This is a genomic window from Pseudoalteromonas sp. NZS100_1 (genome assembly GCF_015864285.1).
Taxonomy (GTDB): domain Bacteria; phylum Pseudomonadota; class Gammaproteobacteria; order Enterobacterales; family Alteromonadaceae; genus Pseudoalteromonas; species Pseudoalteromonas arctica.
Map to the genome: position 1 here is coordinate 80266 of NZ_JADYXN010000008.1, position 21945 is coordinate 102210.

Below are 21945 nucleotides of genomic sequence, written 5' to 3' on the forward strand. Positions count from 1 at the left end.
GCTATTTTTTATTATCAAAATTGAGATTGGCACTATGAAAACACACACAAAATTATTGAGCGCTTTATCATCGCTTGCCTTATTAATTGGCTCTGCGGGCATACACGCAAGTGAACAAAAACCCAATATTATTCTTATTGTTGCAGATGACCTAGGTTATGCAGATGTTGGTTTTAATGGCTCTAAGGATATTATTACCCCAAATATTGATGATCTTGCTAAATCGGGTACTTCCTTTTCAGACGCTTACGTAGCGCACCCGTTTTGTGGCCCAAGCCGAGCGGCATTAATGACCGGTCGATATCCACATAAGATTGGCTCACAATTTAATTTACCGACACGCGGCTCAAACGTAGGCGTGCCTACTGACGCTAAGTTTATTAGTAAACTATTAAACGAAAATAACTACTTTACTGGCGCTCTCGGTAAGTGGCACTTAGGTGATGCGCCGCAGTATCATCCAAATAAACGTGGTTTTGATGAATACTATGGATTTTTAGGCGGTGGGCACAATTATTTTCCTGACCAATATCAACTTCAGTATAAAAAGCAAAAGGCACAAGGCTTAAAAAATATTTTTGAGTACATAACTCCGCTAGAGCACAACGGCAAAGAAGTAAAAGAAACGCAGTACATTACTGATGCACTTTCGCGCGAAGCCGTTAATTTTGTAGACAAAGCAGCGGATAAAAAAAATCCATTCTTTTTATATTTAGCTTACAACGCACCGCATGTGCCATTGCAAGCTAAAGACGAAGATATGGCGATGTTTCCTGATATAAAAAATAAAGACCGTAAAACATACGCAGGTATGGTTTACGCAGTTGACCGCGGCGTGGGCAAACTAGTAGAAACCCTGAAAAAAAATAATCAGTATGATAATACGCTTATCGTATTTATGAGTGATAACGGTGGCAAATTAAGTAAAGGCGCTAATAACTTCCCACTTAAAGCAGGTAAGGGCAGTACACAAGAAGGCGGTTTTAGAGTTCCTATGTTGTTTCATTGGCCTAAACATGTACCTGCGGGCAAGCGTTTTTCGCATCCTGTATCGGCACTTGACTTATACCCAACATTTGCAGCTTTAGCGGGCGCTAAAGTTGAAGAAAACCAACATTTAGATGGTACAAATATGTGGCCTGCATTTATTAAAAATGAAAACCCACATAAAGATGAGCCTATTTATGCACTTCGCCATCGTAAAGGTTATAGCGATGCTGCAATTCGTATGAACCAATGGAAAGCATTAAAAGTTAACCAGCAACCATGGCAGTTATTTAATATCGAAAACGATATTTCTGAAAAACACGATGTAAGTAAATCTAACAAAGCACTGTTAACCGACATGGTTCGCGAAATGGAAAAATGGAGCTGGGATAATCAACAACCAAAATGGTTTCACGAAACGGCTGAAGGTGCGAACTGGCGATTAGATGCCATGCCACGATTCGATAAAACGTTTAAAACAACTAAGTAAGTTTTATCAAATTCATGGAGGCTTTATGAAAGTAAAAACTATTGTATGGCATGTTTCTTTGTTATGCATGGGCGCAAGCTTACTAGGTTGTCAACAAGCGAGTGCTCTAGCGGGTGCTCAGCTAACACCGGGCAAAACATTATTTACTGAGCAGCACCAAGCAATTAAATTAGAAAACAAAAATCGCCGTAAATGGGATAACGCATTAATAAGCGATTTAGACCAAGATGGTTACCCAGATTTATTACTTACCGATCATGGTTATACCATTCGTTTGTATTGGAACAATAAAGGTGTTTACGACAAAGGGCGCGACCTGATTGTGGGTGATATGCACGGTATTGGCGTAGGCGATTACGACAAAGATGGCAAAATGGATATTTTGCTTTCGCGTGGTGGTGGCTCTGGCGATAACGCGCGTAATGCTAAGTTATTTCACTTTAACAAAAGAGAAATTGTTGAAGGCGGTGAGTTTTTACCCAAACTGCCAACGTTGCGTGGGCGCACTAGTAAGTTTTTTGATGCCAATAACAACGGTCATTTAGATTTATTACTAATGGGATTCCCGCAGGCTAATAGCGGTAAACAAACCAGTAATTTTATTTATAAAAACGATGGTAGCGGCAATATAACTCACGCAAGTGATTTACCAAAAACTAATCGAGATGGTCAAAAAGTCCTTATTACAGATTTTAATAACGATAAAATTGACGATTTAGTGATTTACGGCGACGGTGCTTTACGTGTTTTAAAAGGCAATGGCGACTTTACCTTTAGTGACGTAACCGCCAATGTTTTACCTAATAAAATAATGGATGCGACGGGTGTTAGCGAAATCGATTTTGATAATGATGGTGACTTTGATTTATATATAAGTCGTGCTAACCCATTACAAGCAGGCGATACGTTTTTTGATGCTAAAAGCCACACATTTGGTTTTTACACCAAGCGTGGACCATTTAAATATGATGACTTACTTATTGGCGATACGCTTAATTTAGTTAACTACCAGTCACCTTATCCAAACCAAGATGTATTTGTAGGCGAAGGCACTTATAAATATAAATTTGAAGGTGAAAGGCACAGTGGTCAAAACGTCAATATTGTTAGCAGTAATGGCCTAGGCTGGGCCGATACCCAACCTAATAAAGGCTTATATGTTGGTTATATAGGCAATGATAAATGGCGTATGGCGGGTAATACTTTTTCACCTACAACGGGTGTTGTAACCGGTGTTAAACATTATACGGTAAATAAAAAACCAATAGCTCCATCAGATTTGTTACTTAAAAATGAAAGTGGAAAATTTGTAGATGTGAGTGCTAAAGCTGGCATTAAAACAAATTTAAATACGACCGGCGTAAGTGTGGGAGATTTTAACAACAACGGCTACCAAGATTTGTTTGTTGTTAAACAAGGCAACTTGGTAACGCCTACATCGCAAATACTGTATTTAAATAATGGCGATAACACATTTAGCCAAGCGACTCATTCGGGATTAATAACAAACACCTTAGGTACCATTGGCTCAGGCGCAAATGTATTTGATTACAACTTAGACGGCCAGGTCGATATTATTATGAATAACGACAGAGGTCAGTGGCACTTATTTAGTAATCAAGCCAATAACAGTAATCACTATGCATTACTGCGTATAAGTAATTCACTTAAGCATAATGCAAGCCCCATTGGCGCTATAGCGACACTTAAAGGCTGTGGTAAAACCCTTACAAGGCGCGTGTCGCCTGATGCCGCACCTTATACACAATCATTTGATAACGTGGTTCATTTTGGTTTAGGCCAGTGCAACGAAATAGATAACGTAAGTGTGCGTTACAGCAATGGCGAAGTAATCAATAAATCTAAGGTTGGGACAGATCAAGTAATCAATTTTTAATTACAACGTTTGATTACGACAAAGTTAACTATGAGAGGTAAAAAGCAAGGTTTGGTAACAAGCCTTGCTTTTTTTTCGCAAAAAATTAAGAGTAAAAGAGAGCAATAATGAATAAAAATAACATCACTCATCTTAAAAATAAATTAGCGGGTTTAGTGTGCTTATTTACTGTGTTTGGTTGCAGTACCCACACGGCTCAAAGCAATAATAAAAATATAAATAAAGGGGGCGAAAGTGCATCTTTAGCGTCTGTTAAAACGTCTAATACACTGCTTGAGAGTGCGAGTTTATTTGCATCACTCCCTGATTATTGCCCAACCCCAGACGCTTTTGCTGTCTCTCCTTCAGGAGAGCTTACTTTATCGTGTGTTAACTATGCCAATAAAGGGCTACAAGCGGGTGTGCTGGTTAATATTAATAATGATAAAACGTTTACTAAAATAGCCCAGTTATCGGGGCCAAACAATAAAGGGAAGGGCCGTCCTATGGGGCTTGCCTATGCCCCCGATGGTGCGTTATTTATAGCCGATAACCAAGGTGCTGGCAAAGCTCGATTACTTAAACTCACCTTAAAAAATAACAAAGTCATCAATACTCAAATAGTAGCAAAAGGCATGAGTTCGCCAAACGGTGTGCGCTATCAAAATGGCTATATTTACGTAACTCAACTGCGTGTGCCAAGTAAAAATAAGGCCGAGACTCTCAGCGGGATATATCGTTTTAAGGCCACAGATACCAATATATTAGTGACTAACAGTACAGATGATCCGCATTTATTGTTTTTGGCTAAAACAGCTAATAAGCAACGTAAATTTGGACTTGATGGCTTAGTGTTTGATTCACAGGGCAACTTGTTTGTAACCAACCTAGGTGACGACTTAATTTATAAATTAACGTTTGATACAAACAACAACCTGCTTAGCCAAAGTACCTATGCAACACTTACAAAAGGAAGTGGACCTGATGGCTTAACTATAGACCCTCAAGGTAATTTATACGCCGCAGGTTTTTTAAATAATCAAGTTATAAAAATTGATACAAACCAAAATGTAACCGTTATTGCATCGTACCCCGATAACAATTCAGAAAATGGTGAATTAGACCAACCCGCCGATATTATTTATTATAAAGGCTCTTTGCTTATGTCGAATTTTGACTTGCTTACAGGCCCAGGCATTACCAATACTGGGCATGGCAAACCTTATACGGTAAGTGAAATTAAGTTACATAATAAGTAAGGTTTTAATTTAAGTTAAGCGCTTAAATTAGGTTCTTAAATTAAAATCGTGTGTATTGCCGTGTATGTTTGAGCTTTAGATTTATGGGCAATACATTTGGTTTACCGCTTTCAAAACTGCTGATTGGCAGCTTTTGATCGCTGTAAATATTCTAATGAGCATAAGTTAATATTATAAACCCTCGTAAATTTCTTTCTGAACAACTCAATTTTGATCATTTTCAACAACATATTTTATTTATTAATGGGGATTTTGAGTCTCTTTTTTTGTTTTGTATAAAAAATAAAAATATCTACATCACTTTCACTTAAATATTAATGAATTTAAATTGTTTAAAAACAGCGATTTAAATTACTTCGTTTAAAAAATAAACAAAAATGTAAAAATCAAAGTAAACGACTTGTAAATATAAACATCATATGTTTAACTTGATCGCAAGTTAAGCAACGCTCTGAAACGAAATTAGGATACCAGGACGTTCATTCATTTTATCTGTGGCGCTTAACTAACAATAAAAACAGACGACATCATCACACACTGGCATTGAGAAAAACGATGCCGATAAACAGGAGAGCACACAATGCAGCATAACTTTAGGTTATCAGCAGTCTCTGCAGCTATTATTGCTTCGCTTATTTCATCATCTGCTTTTGCACAAGAAGATGAAGAAAAAGAGAAAATAAAACTACAAAAAGATATCGAAATAATTGAAGTCCAAGGAATCAAAAGTAGCTTACGAAAAGCGGTAAACGCAAAGCGCTTTTCCGACAACGTAAGTGACTCAATTCATGCTGAAGATGTAGGTAAATCAACAGATCAAAACATCGCTGATGCACTATCTAGAGTAACCGGGGTGAGTATTCAAGAAGAGGGCGGTGAAGGAACACGTATATCAATTCGTGGTGCCGGACCTTCTTTAAATCAAATATCAATGAATGGTGTAGCACTTACCGGCGGACTAAGTACCGATGGCTCTAGTGCGGGTGCTACTAACGATAACAGTGTTGATTTAAGCTCTTTTTCGTCAGATATATTGTCATCTATCGATGTAATTAAAACATCTTCTGCTGATAACGATGAAGGCTCACTCGGCGCAAGTGTTGTGCTTAGAACTGTAAAACCGTTAAATTTAAATAAACCACGTCGCTCTTTTACGGTTGAAGGGCGCTACAACGAGTTTTCTGATGAAAGTGACTCACGCATTAATTTTAGCTTTTCTGATAAATACTTCGACGACACCTTTGGCTTTATTATAACGGCCTCTAAAGATACCCAAAAAACACGACAAGATCGTATCAATACCGATTGGGCTAACGGCGCAATTCCTATTGTTGATTTAGATGATGCAACTGGTCGTACAGCACATGACACCGTTACAGGCAAAGCAATCAGGGTACTTGGCAATCAACGTGATGCTGATGGAAATAAGCTTTTTGGTGAAAATGGAGAAGCATTATTAAATCCACTGAGTTCACTTAATAATTACGACCCTGAAACGCAAATATTACATGAAGGTGATTTATTTGTTTTAGCGCGTGAGGTTATTGATTTTACATTGAATAATGACCAACGAGATCGCTTGTCAGTGTCTACAGGTTTTCAATACCAACCAACAGAGTCACTCGATATTCAGCTAGATGTAACTCATACAGAGCAAGATGTGTTAACCGACAGTCAACGACTGCGTTTGAACATGGGGCCTGTAACACCTTTAATTTATGCCGGTGACGATAATACAGCACTAAACGGGGTTGATTTATCGACCAATACCTTGCAGCAATCAAGTAGCCGCTCTACAGGTGGTAACTTTGTTCGCTCCTACGGACTTAGAGAAATTGATACTAATGTAGCGTCACTCGATATTGATTATCAGGTAACCGATTCATTAAATATGAATGTAAGAGCTGGTTTTTCTAAAACGACAGATGAAACACCAAATGATGATGAGAAAGACCGTTACATCTCTATTAGTACAGCTACATGGGGCACGGCAGGTCGTCAAATAGTTGAATCAATGCCCGATGGCAGCCACGAAATGGTTGGCTACGACTGTGGCGGCAATGGAGAATGTAGTTACTCAACAGGTGTTACTCCAGGGGAGTTTGACGCCTTTGATGGTACGTCTAATGCGGTATACAGCCGTTTTAATCCGTATGACTTGCAGCACAATCACTTAGGTAGTTTAGTGCTTCGTAAAAATAAATTAGCGGATACAAACAAGTCGCTTTTTGTTGATTTTGACTATGCGCTTGATGGCGACTTTCTTAGATCGCTTGAATTTGGAGTTAAGTGGTCAAATCGTAAAAAAGATGTCTCTATTCAAAATAGAGCAACCACAAATGGCAGTGACTTAATAGATTTAGAAGACCCTGATCAAGCGTTTGAAGTACGTGGGCTTGGTACAATTCGCTTAGCCGATATAGTGGCTGATAGCGCCTATCCTTACGATAATTTTGGTGAAGATATTCAATCAGACCGCTCTGCACCGTTTTTTAATGGCTGGCCGTTACTAGATGCCGAAAAAGCGCTTGAAATTGTTTCAGGTAAAGATGCAGGCGAAGTAGGTATACGCGAAACCATTACAGGCAGTCGTAATATTGAAACCGAAACAAAAGCCGCTTATTTTAAAGCAAACTTTGAGCTGATGGATGGCAAGCTAACAGGTAACTTAGGCCTTAGGTATGTAAAAGATGACACAACAGCAACAGGCGTAGGCGGTATTAACTTTATTCGTAATCCGCAAATGGTTGATGCGTACAATTTGTTAGTTGAACGTGGTTTAGCAAATACAAATTTAGATGCCTGCCCGGCAGCTGTTATGGGGGTCTCTGACACGGGTCAGGCTGATCATCGTTACACACCTACAAACGATGCTGAGCTACAAAACTGTTGGGCATGGCAAATCACTCATGCGTATAACCGCTCAAACCCAGCTACTTTCCCTGTTGATCCGCAAACGGGTCAGTTTGTAATTCCCGGTGCTGATGGCAACACTGGGCTGGGTGTAAATCAGCAAGTGTTTGTAGATGAAAATGGCAACATTATAGCTAACAATGCATTACCTTCTTTAATTTACGACAGCAACGGAAATTTAGTTCCAACGTCAGCTAATGCATGGGCACACTTTGCAAGTAACGGACAAATTTGGCCATTTTTAGACAGAACAACCTCATTTACAGGGCCACAAGGTAGCGGACGTGAAGTACAAGACCGCGTTGCATGGGTTACTAAAAAAGGCGGACATGACGCTTATTTACCTAGCTTAAACTTAAATTATGCAGTTAACGAAGAAATGATTGCACGTTTTGCTGTTAGTAGAACAATGACGCGTCCTCGTTTTGATTCATTAAACCCACGTACACAAATTTTTGAGCAACAATGGGACTCTGCTAATGGCTCAGCAGGTAATGCAAATTTAAAACCGCTTAAATCAACCAATCTCGATTTGTCTTATGAGTGGTACTTTAGCGATTCAGGCTTGCTGTCGGCAGCGTTTTTTTACAAAGATATGAAAGACTTTGAAGAAACGGTGGTTGTTCCGTATCACTACAAAGACGTTAGGACTGAATACGATTTACAAACAGCCGATTTATTACTTGATTACGATGAGAATAGAGCACCAGGTAGCGAAGAAGATTGTATGCCACTTAGGCAAGTTGCGGGATTTTTTGACCAATGGCGCATTGAATGTGACGTTGTAAACGTAACCACAGTAACTAATGGTAAAGGCGCCGATATTAAAGGTGTTGAACTAGGTTACAACCAAAACTATGACTTTTTACCAAGTTATTGGGGTGGCTTAGGTTTAAACATGAACTATACCTACCAAGATTCAGAATCTGATCGTCAGCAGGTAGGTAATACCGATATATTTTTAAAACCACTACCACAACCTTTCACTCCAAAGCATTCCCTAAATACAACACTGTATTGGGAACAAAAAGGGATTCAATTACGTTTAGCGAGTCGCTACACAGGGGATCAATTAGTTAACCGAGGTTTAGTTGGCGGCGCTACATGGCAAGAGGCAACCCATCGTTTGGACTTTAGCTCAAGTTATAAAATTAATAAAAACTTTAGCTTAACTTTTCAGGCACTTAACTTAACTGATGAAACTAACCGAATTTATTACACCAGTTCATTTAGTCGTAATGCGTTTGAAGCTAACTCGCAAGAGGTTGTGCTTGATGAAGGTAATGCAATTGAAGATAGCAGTGTGACTACTTCGCGTACAGCATCAGTTTGGAAAACAGGTCGTCAGTTCCGTGTTGGTCTTCGCGGTACCTTTTAATTGAGAAACTATTAGCAGCGGGCCACGTTAGGCGCGCTGCCTTACAAATCTTGGAGAGTAAGATGAAACATAACTTACTAATAAAAACAGCAATTAGCAGTGTTATATTTTCAGTATTAACAGGGTGCGGTGGAACGGATGAAGGTTACGATCCGCAGTTTAAATCTGATTTAGCACTTGTAATCGATACCGCAGTAATCACGAGCACATTAAATGAAGAGTCCGGAGTTCAAGAAATTGATTTACTGCAAGGCGTAACAATCGACGGTAAACCAGCCTCTGAGTCAGGTGCAACCATAAACGTAAGTGAGTTAGAGTTTGTGGTTAATAATAATTTCACTACCCCACAAACAAGTGCTAATACCATTGCATCACACCGAATTTCACCTTTTACACAATCAAGTGATAGCACTAAATTAGTTATAAATACCGATGCGTTTTCGGCGGCATTAAGACAATGCGACCAAACCGATATAAGAGGCGCTTTAGATGGCGGTGGTAATCCTATTTCTGATGGTAACTTAGATTTTCCGAACCAAGTTATTTATAACATTACATATTCTATCAATAATGGTGCAGCTGTTGAACCGAGCGGCGCACTGCCTACACGTACATTACAATTAACTGTCAATGCGATTGATGATGTTGTAACTGAGGTCAGCGTCTCGCCGATTGAAATTCCTGCTGGTGGTCAAGCAAGTGTATTCGCATCAGCGATACCAAGTTACGCGTGTAACCCCGCACTTATTTATTCAATTGCAGATGAAGATATTGCAACCATTGATGAAAATGGCCTTATTAGCGCTAAAAATACCGGTGAAACAACTATTACAGCCACAAGTGTTGATAACCCCGATGCTTCAGCAAGCGCCACACTTACAGTGACAGGTGCTTTTAGTCTTGCAATAACAAACGACGATAAAAATGAGCTAGGCGCTTCTTCAGGTAACAAGGACGTTCCAATCTGTGTGGCCAGTGGTGTAGAAGTACAGCCGGCTTTACTAAACGCAGAGTTAAGCGGCGAATATACTTTTGATTGGACACTTAACGATGAAGTTTCATTTACGAAAAGCTTAACCGCAAAAAGCGGCTTTGGAGAAGTACTTGCCGTTAAAGCACCTACAACAATAGATAGCTCAAATACGGTAACGGTTGAACTTATTGATGGCGATACAGCAAGTACACCTTTATCACTTATTTCGCAAAAAAGTATTACGGTCAATACCGTTAATAACCAAATGTGTGAGCCGGGTGTGTCTGAACACGAAGCAGGCTTTAACACCGACTTTAACCTCAATGGTGAAGGCGCACCTTATAAAGGCAATGCCACTTATAGCGTATCGGCAACCTCTGTGTCGGGTAATGGTCGTTCGCTTGAAATTACAGCGGGTACTGCAACTCAAGGTGAAGCGAATACACCGTACTCTTTTGCAACTCAGCAAGTTTGGAATAAACAACGTAACTGGTATAGCGCCAACTATGGACGTGGTGCCGAGTCTGTTGATAAAACATACCGTTATGCCGTGTGGGTTAAGTTAAATCAAGTGCCTGTTGAACCCGTTACGTTGCGCCATGTTGTTGTACCGTGGGTTTATGACGGCATACCTGAGGATGCAAATGGATTTACAGGTCGTTACTCAGAAGCGGGCTTATTTAGCGCAGCACTCGCAGCTACTACGCAGTGGCAATACATCGAGTTTGTAGAGGATTCAACTAATAAACGCGACTGGGCTATTCCAGCAACATGGAGCTCAGTAACTGATGTGTTTACCCTTTGGGAAGTGTACGGACTGCCAACGGGTGATTCAATCTTGATTGACGATTACGCCGTTACGCGTACCGATATTTAAGCGAGTACTAGACGCATAACATAATATTAATTAAAGCGGCTTTAAACTAAATAGGTTTAAAGTCGTTTTGTTTGCTTATAAGCCACTAAAAATCTATTTATTTACGTATTAATTTTTAACTTTCACACAAACTTACATACAAAATAATGAGACATCATGAACAACACGCAAAAAAATATAAAAACACATAAATTGACGCTCACAGCAGCATTATTGTCGGTAATAACCATTGGCGGTTGTAGCAGCGATGCGACGACTAACACGCAAAAGCTTCCCCAAACTAAAAATAACTTATTGCCTTTAACAGATCCGCAAAACACCGGTAAATGGGTACTTAACACTCAAGTAAGTGACGAATTTGAAACCAGCACTATCAATGAAGAACGTTGGTACATTGTGGGTAAACTTGAAAACGGTAAACCTGTTTATAAGCATCCAGATAATCCAAATAAAAAAGTATGGAAAGGCCGCGCACCTTCGCAATTTTCGGGTAATAACTATCGCCTAGAAAATGGCAAACTAAAACTTGAGACACGTTGGGAGCCTGACTTTCCTTTTGAACAAAAAATACATAAGCCTGTGTTTGGCGATGCACTTAAATACGAAAACCTCACAACGGCATGCTTTATCGGCAGAAAGTCTTTTCAGTACGGATACATAGAAATTAAAAGCAAAGCCGCTGATGCGCAAGTGAGCAGTGCATTTTGGTCGATGGGCGAAAAGTTAGAAGTTGATTTTTTTGAATTATATGGCGACTCACTTGATCCTAAAAAAGATCACATAGACAGTGAATTATGGTGGTCAATCCGCGATTGGAATAAAAAAGTAAAAGGCAAGCCAACTTATACAGAGCGCAAAGATTTAGGCTTTAGAGTAGCAGATGACTTTCATGTTTATGGAATTGACTGGAGCGCCCAAGGAATTAAATATTATGTTGACGGTAAATTATTTAGCGAAGTATCTGCAGCACAAGCTGATGCCTGGGCAAAAGAGCATCGCGGGGTTGATACAGGCTATGTAGCCACTAAACCACTGTTTTTATGGCTTGATCAGGAGACTTTTCCTTGGCATGGCGTACCAAAAAGTAAAGAAGAGCTTGAACGTAATAGCCCTGAGGGCAAAAAAGATGATGGTGTAGTCGACTTTGAAATTGAATACATCCGTGTGTGGCAGCAAAAACCATTACAGTCAGTTAAGTAAGGAGTGGGTTAAATGAAAAAAAATAGTAAGCCAGCAAACACGTTATTTTGTTTATCACTGATCGCTACAAGTATTCTGCTTTATGGATGTAACACCACTCAAAGGGCAAGCAATGAAACGCTAAGCGACAACAGCAGTAATAAATTAATGTTTAGCGAATCGCACAATATTATACCTTTTGAGCCGCTATCGCGTCGTAAATGGGATAGCGCGCTGATTGCAGACTTTGATAAAGACGGCTATCAAGATGTATTAATTACTGAGCATACCCACGCAGTAAAAATTTTTTGGAATAACAAAAACAATACCTTTTCAGCACCACAGATAATTATTAAAGGCGACACACACGGCGTGGCTGTTGCTGATTACGACTTAGATGGTCGTATGGATTTAATAATAGCCCAAGGCGGTGGTGGAGGCCTAAAACCGCGTTTACCTGTATCGTTTCAAATAAATCATGACCGGACTGTTGAAGGCGGAGAAACGTTTAATAATTTTGAACGTACACGCGGACGTGCGGTTAAATTAATTGATGGCAATAACAGTGGCACTTTAGATTTAATGCTCTCTGCTTTTCCGCTTAAAAAGCAAAAAAAGGGAGCCAACCATATATATAAAAACGAAGGGCATAATCAGTTTAAGTTTGTCGATTACTTACCTACTGCAAAATGGCTTGGATATAAAGCCTTAGTTAGTGATTTTGATAATGACGGGCACAGTGATTTATTTTTTTACGGTGGAGATGACATTGTTGCAGCGCAGAGTAAATCTGATTTAGGTTATAAAAATAAAAGTAAGGCTGTACTAGGAAATAATCGCAATATTAGCCATGTAAGCAGCATGACCGAAATCGATTTTGATAATGACGGTGACTTTGATTTATTTTTAACTCGCGCTAAACACCAATTTGAGCAACACACCTTTTACGATGCTCAATCTCAAAACTTTGCTTTTTTCACTCGTAACGAAGCATTTAAATTTGAAGATTTTAAAATCGAAGGTGACTTTGAAATAGAAAACCTGCAAATGGCTTACCCCCATTTTAATGTGTTTATTGGTAAAAATAGTGCGCCTTTAGCATTACAAGGGCACGGCGGCAGTGAACGTACGGTAAAGGTAACAAAAGAGCAAGCTGCTGGCTGGCCTAAAAAGCTACATAAAAAAGGTTTATATATAGGTTACTTAGGTAACGATACTTGGCGCGTAGCGGGGGATACTAAATCACCTACAGCCGGTGTTATTAAAAGAGTGACTAATTCACCCAAAGTAAAAGGGCTTGAGCCATTACCAGCGGTATTATTAGAAAACCAGCAAGGAAAATTTGTTGATGCAACAGCCAAGCTAAATATTAATCTTAGCGAACCCACAACCAGTGCTGTAGCCGGAGATTTTAACAACGATGGTTGGAGTGACTTATTTGTATTACGTTATGGCAATCCAGCAAAAGCCAACGAGCAGCTACTGTATTTAAATCAGCAAGGTAAAGGCTTTAAGGCTTTACAAAATCATGGTGTTATTTCAACTGAGCTTGGAGCAACAGGGGGCAGCGCACAGGCCTTTGATTATGATAATGACGGCGACCTTGACTTAATTTACTCAAACGAGCGCGGCCGTTGGCATTTATTTACTAATAACACAGCTTTAGATACGCAGCATAATTTTTTAGTCACTAATATTGGTTACTCACCTAACGCTGGTGTGTCGGCATTGGGAGCTACTGCGACTATAAAAGCGTGTGGGCAAACTTATAAACAAGTTGTAGGCGCGACAGGTGCTGGCTTTTCACAAAGCGAAAATAACAAGTTACACGTTGGTTTAGGTACGTGTACACAGATAAATAATGTATCGGTTCGTTGGAGTAATAATGAGCATGTAGATATTAACAATGCAGTTATAAATGACGCTAACGGGGAGTTAGTTGGAAGAAAAGAGCCGCTGTAAGTAATTAAATGCAGATATAAAAATAGCGCTTATTAAGCGCTATTTTTTTGTATTTAGTTTTCGTTATCTATTAAAAGCTATATTGAACGCTTGCACCCACATAACGACTCCAATCTCGAGGGTAGAATGCTTCCCCAAACCCTTCAGAGTTTATACGTTGGCGGGTAGTGTACGACTTATCAAATAAGTTTTTAATGAATACACTAAACTTTAGGTTATCTTTGCTTACGCTTAAATAACCATCCCAAATGCTTGACGATGGGTTAGCTGATTCGCCAAAGGCAAGTTCGTTAATTGATTGCGTGTGGCTGCCATTATAACGCCAAACTGCACGTGTATTAGCATTCCAGCCTGTATCAGCAATTTGTGTATTATATGAAATAGTACTTAAAAATTGTTGCTCAGCATTATTAGGGAAAGATAAACCCGTTTGATCAAAGCTCTGATTGCCTGTTGAATCAGTTGTACAACGAGAAGCAAGTAAACCACCATCACCAGCAGGACAATTGATAGGTGTATCAGCAAAGTCCTCGTAGCGTGCATCAAAATAAGCGTAGTTAAATGACCACTTTAATTTATCTGATATTTTAACCACCACATCGGCTTCAATACCGGTTGAACGTGCTTGTGCTGCGTTTACATAGCCTGCAAAAATAATGTTATTTTCTTCATCTATTACACGGCTGGCACGTACTTGATAATCGTCAACTCTCATATCAAAGTACGTAAAGTTAAACAGTAAATCGTTATTAAAATACGCTGAACGCAGACCTACTTCAAAGTTTGAAGAGTTTTCAGGATCGGTAGGGAAGTTGTCTGCATCGGCAGGGTCGGTATTTGTTGTTACAAAGTAAGATGCCCCTTTATAGCCGGTAGAATAATTTACATAACCGCGAATATCATCAGTAAAGTCATACCCTACAACCGCTTTGTATATAAAGGCGGTGTCTGAGTTATCAAATTTAGTTGGCGCGTCTTGGCGTAAAATAAGCGATGGATCTGTTTGAGCAAGTTCTAATACTTCATTGAATGTTTCCATTCCAACACCTGTAGAAGGTGTTGCCAAATCTGTACGAGCAAAGGTTGCATCACTTTTTTCGTGTAATAATCTAAAACCAAAAGTAGCATCTAATTGCTCAGTTATTTGGTATTCAAGTTGTCCAAAAATAGCGACGTTTTCAAAACCAGTTGTAAAATCACCACTATTTAGTAAGCGAGAAGGCGTTAGTAATGAGCGGTCGTCATCGCCAGTAGTTGCATAGTTAGCTAAAAAAGCATCGGTAGATTGCTTTGAATAACACCCTGTTAATTTGCCGCCTTCAATAAAGCCACGGTTACCTGCAATACAGCCGTCACGTATTTCAGAGCGCTGACCGTCGGTATCATGGTAAAAAAGACCTAATACCCAATCAAATTTTTCATTATTAAATGACGAAATACGAAACTCTTGTTGAAGCACATCTACTGATTCGTTACCACCAAAAGCGGTTCGCTCTACAGGAAAATTAATAGTGAAAAATGCTGAACTGTTATATAAATCAAAATCTCTGTAGCTACCATTATAGCTAAGTGTAATTTCATCATTTAGGTAGTAATCAGCCGATATTGAAAAGCCAAAATTTTCTGTTCTACCAAAGTTACCTTCTGCATTACGCGATGTAACTGGGCCGCCGGCTTCTTCAAAAGTAGACTCAGGATTTACACGGTTATAGGTTGTGCCTTCAATAGTGCCATCATCTTTTACATTAACGATTGGACGAGGGCCAAAATCTGGGTTTATTCCACCTAAACGAGTAAGAGAACAACAATTTGTGTCTGTCTCTGAATATTCTAAGCGAAATAGTACGTTTAGTTCTTGGCCGTTATCGTACAAAAGTTGGCCGCGACCAGCTTTCGTTGTTTTTGCGCCTATGGTGTAATCTTCTTCACCAGGCATGGTGTTTTTTATCCAACCATCAATATCACTGTATTGCGCGTTAAATCGAGCTGCCCAGTTTTCGTTAAGGGGTACATTTACGGTGCCGCTAAAATCAGTGCCATCAAACTCAGTAACTTGTGCTCTAACCGTGCCTGAAACTCGGTCATCTAGTTGCGGCTTTTTAGTTACATAATGCAATAGGCCTGTTGATGTGTTTTGGCCAAATAAAGTCCCTTGTGGGCCGCGCATTGCTTCTACACGCTGTACATCTGAAATAGGTAAGTTAAGCATTGATTGGCGAGGTAATACTTCGCCATCTATAACGACTAGGTTTGAAGACTGTAAGCCAATTGAATTTGTAAAAGTGCCTATACCACGTGTTTTTAATGTTGTAGTTCGTATTTCACTGCTGTCATCAATGCCAAAACCAGGTAAGTAGGTGACTAGATCAAACCCATTATCTATACCAATTTCTTGAATTAAATCACCGCTTAGCACTTCGATTGAAGAGGGAACTTCTTTTAATGCTTGATCGCGTTTTTGTGCGCTCACTAAAATAACTTCAAAATCGTCTGAATTGCTTTTAGCTTGCTTTGCGGTTGTTTCTTCTTGTGCATATGCAGTGTGTGTGAAAGCTGATAAAGAACAACATGCAAGTAATATTGCTGTATGCAATTTACTGTGTTTAAGCATTTTAACCACTCCGTTTCTTCATAATTACTGTGTGTGCAGATAATGCAACGGCAGTATCTGTTATTTAGAATCAGGCTAATTAAACAGCGACTCTTAATTGCGATAAAGCTATAAGCAATCAAGAAGTGTAAATAATCACGAATGATTCATTCTAACAATTTAAACATATGATGTTTGCAAGTGCAATGTGTTGATTACTTGTTTATTAAATGTTGCTTGTAATATTGAGCTTATAACCTTGTATTACCGTTTAAGTAACACAAGATTATTAAGTTAAGTGGTTGAATTTTAATCTCTAATCTAAATTACAAATTTAGAATGAAAAATAATTCAATTTTCAAAAATTATTTTAAACGAGCAAAAAAGTGGTAATTCTCAGCATTTTTAAGCTTTTGAGCAAAGCTCATCCCTAAGTTTTTGAGCTGCTGCGCATTATTATAAGCACCCATTTTGAGCTTTAACTCACCCATGGCCTGCGCTGTTGAGCCAATGCTATCTAGCGCTAAAAAATACAAATAAGCGTATTGCACGTTATTACTCTCAAGTGTCATTGCGTGTTTAAACGAGTTAACCGAAGCGGGTTTGTTACCGCTTCTAATAAGCGCCATACCGTTTGCATAATGTAGCGGCGCAGAGGTAGGTACTGCTTTTAAACCACTATTTAATGTGCTTTGCATTTTTGCTGTTTGACCAAGGCGATAATAAATATCGGCTAAATTTACATAACTTGCATCAAAGTAAGGGTCAACGCTAATGCCTTTTTGTAACGACTTTATAGCACCGTTTATGTCTTGTTTATTAAGCGCGAGCATACTTTGATTTATGTTACCTTCACCGCGCCATGTATTGACAGTATTAGCGTGTGCAAGCTCTATAATTGATTGATTAAGCCCGTTTAACTGCGCTGTTGTTTGGCTTAGGTTTTGCGCAGCAGCAACACGCACCGACTTTAATTTGTCGGTTAATAGTTGCTTATAGCTTTTTAAGCGCTCTGCTTCGGGGAGTAAAAAGCCCACTTTAGCAATCGCTAAGCGAATAAGCGGAAGCGGCGAGTTAACCCAACTTTTTACTGTGGCATCGTTTAGCTCAGCGCCCGAATTACCTAAATAGGCAATTGCACTGGCGCGGTCTATTTCATTTAACGAAAAGTCATTAATTAAGCGCATATGTGCATTTTGCGATATCGCTTTTAATGAGCGCAGTTCAAGCATACTGTGGTCGCTTGCACTTAATGGCGGTGCTTTACCATGCCATTTTTCAAGCGTGCTTGCTGCCCATTCGTTTGTTTGACCGTCGTGGCATTGCACACACGCATTGGGTGTATCGTATTTTATTGATATGTCAGGGCGCGGAATTTTAAAGCTGTGGTCGCGCCTGTCATCAACGCCCATGTATCTGTTGGTTGGCATGTGGCAGCTAACACATTGTGCACCGGTTGATTGTTCTTTATGGCGATGATGCTCGGGTTTGTTGTATTCGCTGGCACTGTGGCACTGTAAGCACAGCCCATTTGTTTTTGTTTTAACTTTCATGGTGTGTTTATCGTGGCAGTCAACACAGTTAACTCCGGCTTTGTACATTTTACTTTGTGTAAAAGAGCCAAACACATACACTTCTTCTTTAATTTGGCCATCGGCGTGATACAAATTTGGTTCTAAAAATGAAGGGCTAAATTGATCCAAAAACGCTTGGCTGTTATTAAAGCCATCGGTTAATGGGCTTCGAAGCGAATGACACGCATAACAGCCTTGCATAAAGCTGTTATCGCGCGGCTCACCTTGCCAGGTAGCAATGGTGTCATCACCGATTATTTTCCACTGCGACATATTGGTAGGGCTTGTTTGAGCTGTCTTTATTATTTTTTTAGTTTTATGTTCATCCGTTATATCGCTGTGGCACGATTTACAGCCCACATTTATGTTTGAAAAGTGCGTATCAAAGCGCTCCTTTTCACTATTGAAATTACGCTTTAAATTATCAGAATGGCAATCGGCGCACATGCCGTTCCAGTTTTGCAGAGGTTGCAGCCAATGGAGACGGTCGCTGGGTTTTACATCTTCGTTAGCGTAGTTGGCATACCAACGCTGACCGCCTAGTGATTTAGCGCGACTATCCCATGCAAAGGGAAATACTTGGTATTTGCCTTTTTCAACTTCAATTAAATACTGTTGCAGTGGGTCAAAGCCAAATACATAACTTACGGTGTACGTTTTTTTTGTACCTTGCTCGGTCAAATCAATTAAAAAGGCCTCTTTTTCTTTATAAAACACGGCTTTTTGAGAAAAGTGGGTCGCGGTTATATTACTAAAATCACCAAGCACGGTATCTTTATTGGCTAAAGCCATTGAACTTGCATGGTCTGACTGCTTCCAATCGTAGGTTTGTTGTTGATGGCAAGACTGGCACTCATCATTTGCAACCGCTGAAAAACAGCTGCATAAAAAAAGAACAACAAAAAGGCTGTTTTTTATATTTATCATTTTAGAATCCACCTTTAATAGCACACTAATGCATACTTAAAACTAAATAACGGGCCGCAGCTAAGTACACAGTAAATAGGCTTTGCCTTTAAACTGACACTGTTATTAGGCTTAAGTAATAGTGAGAAATTGAAAAATTAATTTCAAAATATCATACATCATATGTTTGCAATATTGTTATGTTTTGTTTAGTGTAGCGATATTGTGATTTATAAACGCATTATTTACAACTCAACCATTAAATTAACTAGCCGTAATAGTCTAATATAACCAATATGTTAGCTATGGTGTAATTAATATTTTTTAGCTATGTGCTTAACTATTATATTAAATAGGAAACTGTGATGAATAAGCTACTTGTTCTTCTTTCTGTATGTTTAGGCTTTTGCGTTAGTGCTAATGCAATGGCAAAAGCACAAACAGAAAAACCTAATATTGTTTTAATTTTTGCTGATGACGCAGGTTTTGGTGATTTTGGCTTTCAAGGTAGTACGCAGCTTAAAACACCTAATTTAGATAAACTTGCCCAAAGCGGTGTCCGTTTTACTCAAGGTTACGTAAGTGATTCTACTTGCGGTCCTTCACGTGCAGGTTTAATGACGGGTAAGTACCAGCAACGTTTTGGTTACGAAGAAATTAACGTACCAGGTTTTATGAGCGATAACTCAGCACTTAAAGGTGCAGATATGGGCTTGCCATTAGATCAAAAAACAATGGGCGATTATCTTAAAGAGCAGGGTTATAAAACAGCGGTATTTGGTAAGTGGCATTTAGGGGACGCCGACAGGTTTCATCCTTTAAAACGTGGTTTTGATACCTTTTTAGGGTTTAGAGGTGGCGACAGAAGCTACTTTAACTATTCAGAACAAGAAATGAAAAACGGAAACAAACATTTTTTTGATAAAAAATTAGAACGCGACTTTGGCAATTACGAAGAGCCAAAAGAGTACTTAACCGATGAGTTAGGTAAAGAAGCCGCTAAATACATTGAACAAAACAAAGACGAACCCTTTTTTATCTACCTAGCTTTTAACGCAGTACACACTCCGCTTGAATCAGATCCTAAAGATTTAGCTAAGTTTCCAAACTTAACGGGCAAACGTAAAGAGCTTGCTGCAATGACCCTAGGGTTAGACAGAGCCAGTGGTTATGTAATTGATAAACTTAAAGAGCTAGGCTTGGATGAAAATACTATTGTGGTTTTTTCAAACGACAACGGTGGCCCATCTGATAAAAACGCATCAAATAATGCACCACTTGCAGGGACTAAATCAAACCAGTTAGAAGGGGGCATTCGTGTACCATTTTTAATTAGCTGGCCAAAGCATATTGAACCAGGTTCGACTTACGACTACCCAGTAAGCACACTAGATCTACTGCCTACTTTTTACAGTGCCGCACAAGGTAAGGCGTTAGGTAATGATATTGATGGCGTTGATTTACTCCCTTATATTCAAGGTAAAAACACAGCACGCCCACATAAAGTGATGTACTGGAAAAAAGAAAACAGAGCTGTAATACGCGATAACGATTGGAAACTTATTCGTTACCCAGACCGCCCTGCAGAGCTATACGACCTAAGCACAGACATTAGTGAACAAACAGATTTAGCAGCAAAAAATCCTGAACGTGTTAAAACTATGTTTAAATCATTGTTTGAATGGGAATTAACGTTAGAGCGTCCGCGCTGGTTATTAAAAAGAAAATACGAAAAATACGATATAGACCGCATGGATAAATACCGTTTACCAGCAACTCAACCTTAATAACGCATAGGTAATAATAATGAAAATAGAATCTGTTGAAGCGCTTTTAGGCTGCGTAGGGAAACGTAATCAGCTATTAGTAAAAGTAGTAACCGAATGTGGCATAGTTGGCTGGGGCGAATCGGGCTTATCAAATCGAGAGCAAGCAGTTATTGGCGCGATACATCACTTTGCTGGATTTTTGAAAGGACAAGATCCACGTAAAATTGGCCGTATTTGGCAAGAACTATACCGCAGCCATTACTTTGAAGGGGGCCGTGTAATTACGGCTGCTATTTCAGCGATTGATATTGCTCTTTATGATATTTTAGGTAAGTCACTACAAGTGCCTGTTTATCAGTTGTTAGGGGGCAAACAACGCGAGCACATAGAGTGTTTTGCGTGTTGTTATACAGAGGCCGATCCTGATAAATTTGACGATTTAGTTAAAGAAGCAAAAGCACTTATAGCGCTAGGTTGGACAACAATAAGAGTCATACCGAGTCGTTTTGACGATTTACAGTTTTTTGAACCACAAGAATCTATAACGCGCACAGCTCGCTGCTTAAATGAGCTGCGTAAAGTACTCGGGCCTGATATTACACTTGGTATTGATTACCATCACAGATTAAGCGTGGCTGAGGCAGCTTCGTTTTGCCAACGTTTAAAGCCCGATACACTTGATTTTATTGAAGAACCGATTCGTCATGAATCTCCTGATGCGTATAAAACGCTGCGTACTTTAACGCATATTCCTTTTGCGATTGGTGAAGAGTTTAGTTCTAAATGGGCAGCTAAGCCTTATATAGAACAAGGGCTTACTCAGTATTTACGTGTTGATGTGTGTAACATTGGTGGCTTAACAGAAGCAATGAAAGTGGCTGGTTGGGCTGAGGCACATTATATCGATGTTATGCCACATAACCCGCTTGGCCCTGTGTGTACAGCAGCCACAAATCACTTTGCAGCAGCGCTACCAAATTTAGGCTTAATGGAAACGCACCAAGGCCCGTTTAGTGAGTTTGGCGCCCATGATCCACTTCTTTTTCCTAAGCAGCATGTGTTAACAGGCAATAAGTTTACTATCCCTGAAGTACCTGGTTTAGGTGTTGAAGTGAATGAAGCCGCGTTTAGATTGGCAACCCCTGTAGAAACCGAAGCACCGCATTTATCAAAGCGTGATGGTTCACATACTAACTGGTAACTTGTTTAGAG

Annotated in this window: 11 protein-coding genes; 9 read left to right on the top strand and 2 right to left on the bottom strand. The window is 39.4% G+C overall.

The features are described from left to right. The first annotated feature begins 34 nt into the window (after positions 1-34). The 7 genes from I6F66_RS07765 to I6F66_RS07795 all read left to right on the top strand — a co-directional run bounded on the left by I6F66_RS07765 (position 35) and on the right by I6F66_RS07795 (position 13894). Complete coding sequence (locus tag I6F66_RS07765; protein WP_197118738.1) at positions 35-1477, top strand: sulfatase-like hydrolase/transferase; 1443 nt, start codon at positions 35-37, stop codon at positions 1475-1477. A 25-nt stretch (positions 1478-1502) separates the two neighbouring features. After that, positions 1503-3374, top strand: a complete 1872-nt coding sequence (locus I6F66_RS07770) for a CRTAC1 family protein (RefSeq protein ID WP_197209040.1) — start codon at positions 1503-1505, stop codon at positions 3372-3374. A gap of 107 nt (positions 3375-3481) precedes the next feature. Then, a complete protein-coding gene (locus I6F66_RS07775) occupies positions 3482-4612 on the top strand; it encodes an SMP-30/gluconolactonase/LRE family protein (protein ID WP_197159475.1) in 1131 nt (376 codons plus the stop codon). A gap of 580 nt (positions 4613-5192) precedes the next feature. Beyond that, a complete protein-coding gene (locus I6F66_RS07780; protein ID WP_197209041.1) occupies positions 5193-8903 on the top strand; it encodes a TonB-dependent receptor in 3711 nt (1236 codons plus the stop codon). Positions 8904-8965: 62 nt separating this feature from the next. Next, positions 8966-10753, top strand: a complete 1788-nt coding sequence (locus I6F66_RS07785) for an Ig-like domain-containing protein (RefSeq protein WP_165739240.1) — start codon at positions 8966-8968, stop codon at positions 10751-10753. 156 nt (positions 10754-10909) lie between these two features. Beyond that, positions 10910-11953 (top strand): family 16 glycosylhydrolase, encoded by a 1044-nt coding sequence (locus I6F66_RS07790; protein WP_165739242.1) that lies wholly within the window; start codon positions 10910-10912, stop codon positions 11951-11953. Positions 11954-11965: 12 nt separating this feature from the next. Next, positions 11966-13894, top strand: a complete 1929-nt coding sequence (locus tag I6F66_RS07795) for a CRTAC1 family protein (protein ID WP_165739244.1) — start codon at positions 11966-11968, stop codon at positions 13892-13894. Between the two features lie 70 nt (positions 13895-13964). Here I6F66_RS07795 and I6F66_RS07800 read toward each other — a convergent pair whose 3' ends face one another. After that, positions 13965-16505, bottom strand: a complete 2541-nt coding sequence (locus tag I6F66_RS07800; RefSeq protein ID WP_165739246.1) for a TonB-dependent receptor — start codon at positions 16503-16505, stop codon at positions 13965-13967. A gap of 344 nt (positions 16506-16849) precedes the next feature. Then, a complete protein-coding gene (locus I6F66_RS07805; protein WP_197209042.1) occupies positions 16850-18985 on the bottom strand; it encodes a multiheme c-type cytochrome in 2136 nt (711 codons plus the stop codon). 344 nt (positions 18986-19329) lie between these two features. On the opposite strand from I6F66_RS07805, the gene I6F66_RS07810 reads away from it, so the two are divergent. Both I6F66_RS07810 and I6F66_RS07815 read left to right on the top strand, forming a co-directional pair. Next, positions 19330-20751 carry a sulfatase gene (locus I6F66_RS07810; RefSeq protein WP_197209043.1) on the top strand — a complete coding sequence of 474 codons (1422 nt, stop codon included), beginning with the start codon at positions 19330-19332 and terminating at the stop codon, positions 20749-20751. A gap of 19 nt (positions 20752-20770) precedes the next feature. Continuing rightward, positions 20771-21934, top strand: coding sequence for a mandelate racemase/muconate lactonizing enzyme family protein (locus tag I6F66_RS07815; protein ID WP_197209044.1), 1164 nt, complete (start codon positions 20771-20773; stop codon positions 21932-21934). The last annotated feature ends 11 nt before the right edge of the window (positions 21935-21945 follow it).

Bases quoted from the DNA above. Each gene is read 5' to 3' on its own strand.
- I6F66_RS07765 (WP_197118738.1), top strand. From the start codon at position 35: ATGAAAACACACACAAAATTATTGAGCGCTTTATCATCGCTTGCCTTA.
- I6F66_RS07770 (WP_197209040.1), top strand. From the start codon at position 1,503: ATGAAAGTAAAAACTATTGTATGGCATGTTTCTTTGTTATGCATGGGC.
- I6F66_RS07775 (WP_197159475.1), top strand. From the start codon at position 3,482: ATGAATAAAAATAACATCACTCATCTTAAAAATAAATTAGCGGGTTTA.
- I6F66_RS07780 (WP_197209041.1), top strand. From the start codon at position 5,193: ATGCAGCATAACTTTAGGTTATCAGCAGTCTCTGCAGCTATTATTGCT.
- I6F66_RS07785 (WP_165739240.1), top strand. From the start codon at position 8,966: ATGAAACATAACTTACTAATAAAAACAGCAATTAGCAGTGTTATATTT.
- I6F66_RS07790 (WP_165739242.1), top strand. From the start codon at position 10,910: ATGAACAACACGCAAAAAAATATAAAAACACATAAATTGACGCTCACA.
- I6F66_RS07795 (WP_165739244.1), top strand. From the start codon at position 11,966: ATGAAAAAAAATAGTAAGCCAGCAAACACGTTATTTTGTTTATCACTG.
- I6F66_RS07800 (WP_165739246.1), bottom strand. From the start codon at position 16,505: ATGCTTAAACACAGTAAATTGCATACAGCAATATTACTTGCATGTTGT.
- I6F66_RS07805 (WP_197209042.1), bottom strand. From the start codon at position 18,985: ATGATAAATATAAAAAACAGCCTTTTTGTTGTTCTTTTTTTATGCAGC.
- I6F66_RS07810 (WP_197209043.1), top strand. From the start codon at position 19,330: ATGAATAAGCTACTTGTTCTTCTTTCTGTATGTTTAGGCTTTTGCGTT.
- I6F66_RS07815 (WP_197209044.1), top strand. From the start codon at position 20,771: ATGAAAATAGAATCTGTTGAAGCGCTTTTAGGCTGCGTAGGGAAACGT.